The following is a 2,238-nucleotide window of genomic DNA, read 5'->3' as shown; positions in this document are numbered from 1 at the left end:
CCGCGGGTGCGGCGCGGCCAGGCGCGGCCCGGCGCCGAACAGCTTCTCCCGGTAGGTGCCGGGGGCGTATTCGGTCTTGTAGGCGCCGCGCGCCTGCAACAGCGGCACCACCAGTTCGACGAAGCGCTCCAGCCCCTCCGGCATCACGGTGCGGGAGAGGTTGAAGCCGTCCACATCGGCGGCCCCGGCCCAGGCCAGCAGCCGGTCGGCCACCTGCTCGGCGCTGCCCACGATCGGCGGCTGGCGGCTGCCGAGCACGAACTGGTCGATCAGCCGGCGCTTGGTGAAGACCGGCCCGGCCGCCTGCTTCATGGCGGTGACGTTGGACTGGATCGCCTGGCTGGTCCCGGTCTCGATCGGCTCGTCCATCCCGTAGCGGGAGAAGTCGATGCCGAGCGAGGCGGCGGCATGCGCCAGCGCGCCCTCGACGCTGGCATGGCGGCGGTATTCCTCCAGCAGGTCGCGCGCCTCGGCCTCGGTGCGGCCGACCACCACGGTGGCGCCGGCGAAGACCTTGATCGGCCGCGTGCCGGCGCGGGCGCGCAGATCGGCGACCAGCGCCGCCACCGGCTCCGGCTTGCCGCCATTGACGAAGACGCATTCGGCGTGGGTCGCGGCAAACCGCCGCCCGCGATCGGAGGCGCCGGCCTGGTAGAGCACCGGGGTGCGCTGCGGCGAGGGCTCGCAGAGATGGATGGCGTCGAGCTGGTACTGCCGCCCCTGGTGGCGCACGGCGCGGACCTTGGAGGGCTCGGCATAGAGCCCGGCCGCGCGGTCGGCGCGCACCGCGTCCTGGTCCCAGCTGCCTTCCCACAGCTTGTAGACCACCTCCATGTATTCATCGGCCAGGTCGTAGCGGTCGTCATGCGCCATCTGCCGGTCGAAGCCCATGGCGCGGGCGGCGCTGTCCAGATAGCCGGTGACGATGTTCCAGCCGATTCGCCCGCCGGTCAGGTGGTCCAGCGTCGACATCCGCCGGGCGAAGAGGAAGGGCTGCTCATAGGCCAGGTTGCAGGTGATGCCGAAGCCTAAGTGCGTGGTCGCCGCCGCCATGGCCGGCACCAGCATGGCGGGGTCGAGGAGGGGCACCTGCACCGCGTTGCGCAGCGCGGCGTCCGGGCTGCCGCCCTGGACGTCGTAGATGCCGAGCACATCGGCCAGGAACAGCCCGTCGAACAGCCCGCGCTCCAGCGTGCGGGCGAGCTCCGTCCAGTAGTCCAGCCGGTGGTAGTTCAGGCTGGCATCGCGCGGATGCGTCCACATCCCCTGCTGGATGTGGCCGATGCAGGCCATGTCGAAGGCGTTGAAATGCAGCGGACGGGGCATGGGGCGGGGCTCCTGCGGCGAACCCGTCCACTATGATAGATATTTTTCCAGCAAACGAGGCTTTTCTGCGGCTCCGCGCCCGGGCGGAGCCGCGGCCTTATTTAAGGTGTGTGACGCTCGCCGAAGATGGCGGTGCCGACCCGGACATGGGTGGCGCCATGCGCGATGGCGGCCTCGAAATCGCCGCTCATGCCCATCGACAGGGTGGCCAGCCCGAGTCGCGCCGCCGCCGCCTGCATGGCGGCGAAATGCGGCGCCGGGTCCGCCTCGGCCGGGGGAATGCACATCAGCCCCTCCACCGGCAGGCCATGCGCCTCGCGGCATTCGGCGACGAAATCGGCCAGCGACTCGGGATCGATGCCGGCCTTCTGCGGCTCCCGCCCGATATTCACCTGCACCAGCAGGCCGGGGCGGCGCGCCTCGCGCCGCATCGCCTCGGCCAGGGCGGCGGCGAGCTTCGGCCGGTCCAGGCTCTCGATGACATCGGCGATGCGCACCGCGTCGCGCGCCTTGTTGGTCTGCAGCGCGCCGATGAGGTGCAGCCGCAGGTCCGGATGGGCGGCGCGCAGGCCAGGGAACTTGCCCGCCGCCTCCTGCACGCGGTTCTCGCCGAACAGGGCCTGGCCGGCGGCGAGCGCCTCGGCCACCGAGTCGGCGGGGTGGAATTTGGAGACGGCGACCAGCCGCACCGACCCGGCCGGGCGCCCGGCACGGGCGGCGGCACTGGCGATGCGGTCCTGGATGCGCTTCAGATTGTCGGCGATGGAGGACATGGCGTGCGGACGGTAGGGGCGGCGGCGCTGCGGCTCAAGCGGCAGCGGGCGGGACAGGAGGGGACGAGTCGGGGCTGGCTGCCGCTTCTGTGGCTGTTCAGCGACCCGCTCCGGCTGCCCGACCCGCGCGCGGCGGCGG

General features: G+C 72.0%; 2 protein-coding genes. Both read right to left on the bottom strand.

Annotated elements, in window-relative coordinates; genetic code table 11:
- The coding region (locus HMPREF0731_RS20235; protein ID WP_007006084.1) for an LLM class flavin-dependent oxidoreductase at positions 1-1,326 on the bottom strand (1,326 nt) is incomplete at its 3' end.
- A 101-nt stretch (positions 1,327-1,427) separates the two neighbouring features.
- A complete protein-coding gene (locus HMPREF0731_RS20230; RefSeq protein WP_040614214.1) occupies positions 1,428-2,099 on the bottom strand; it encodes a YggS family pyridoxal phosphate-dependent enzyme in 672 nt (223 codons plus the stop codon).
- Positions 2,100-2,238: the final 139 nt, after the last annotated feature.

Source organism: Pseudoroseomonas cervicalis ATCC 49957 (assembly GCF_000164635.1).
In the GTDB taxonomy this organism is placed as follows: domain Bacteria; phylum Pseudomonadota; class Alphaproteobacteria; order Acetobacterales; family Acetobacteraceae; genus Pseudoroseomonas; species Pseudoroseomonas cervicalis.
This window is presented reverse-complemented; position numbering and strand designations above follow the sequence as displayed.

Excerpts from the sequence above, each read along its gene's own strand:
- HMPREF0731_RS20230 (WP_040614214.1), bottom strand. The coding sequence starts at position 2,099 with ATGTCCTCCATCGCCGACAATCTGAAGCGCATCCAGGACCGCATCGCC.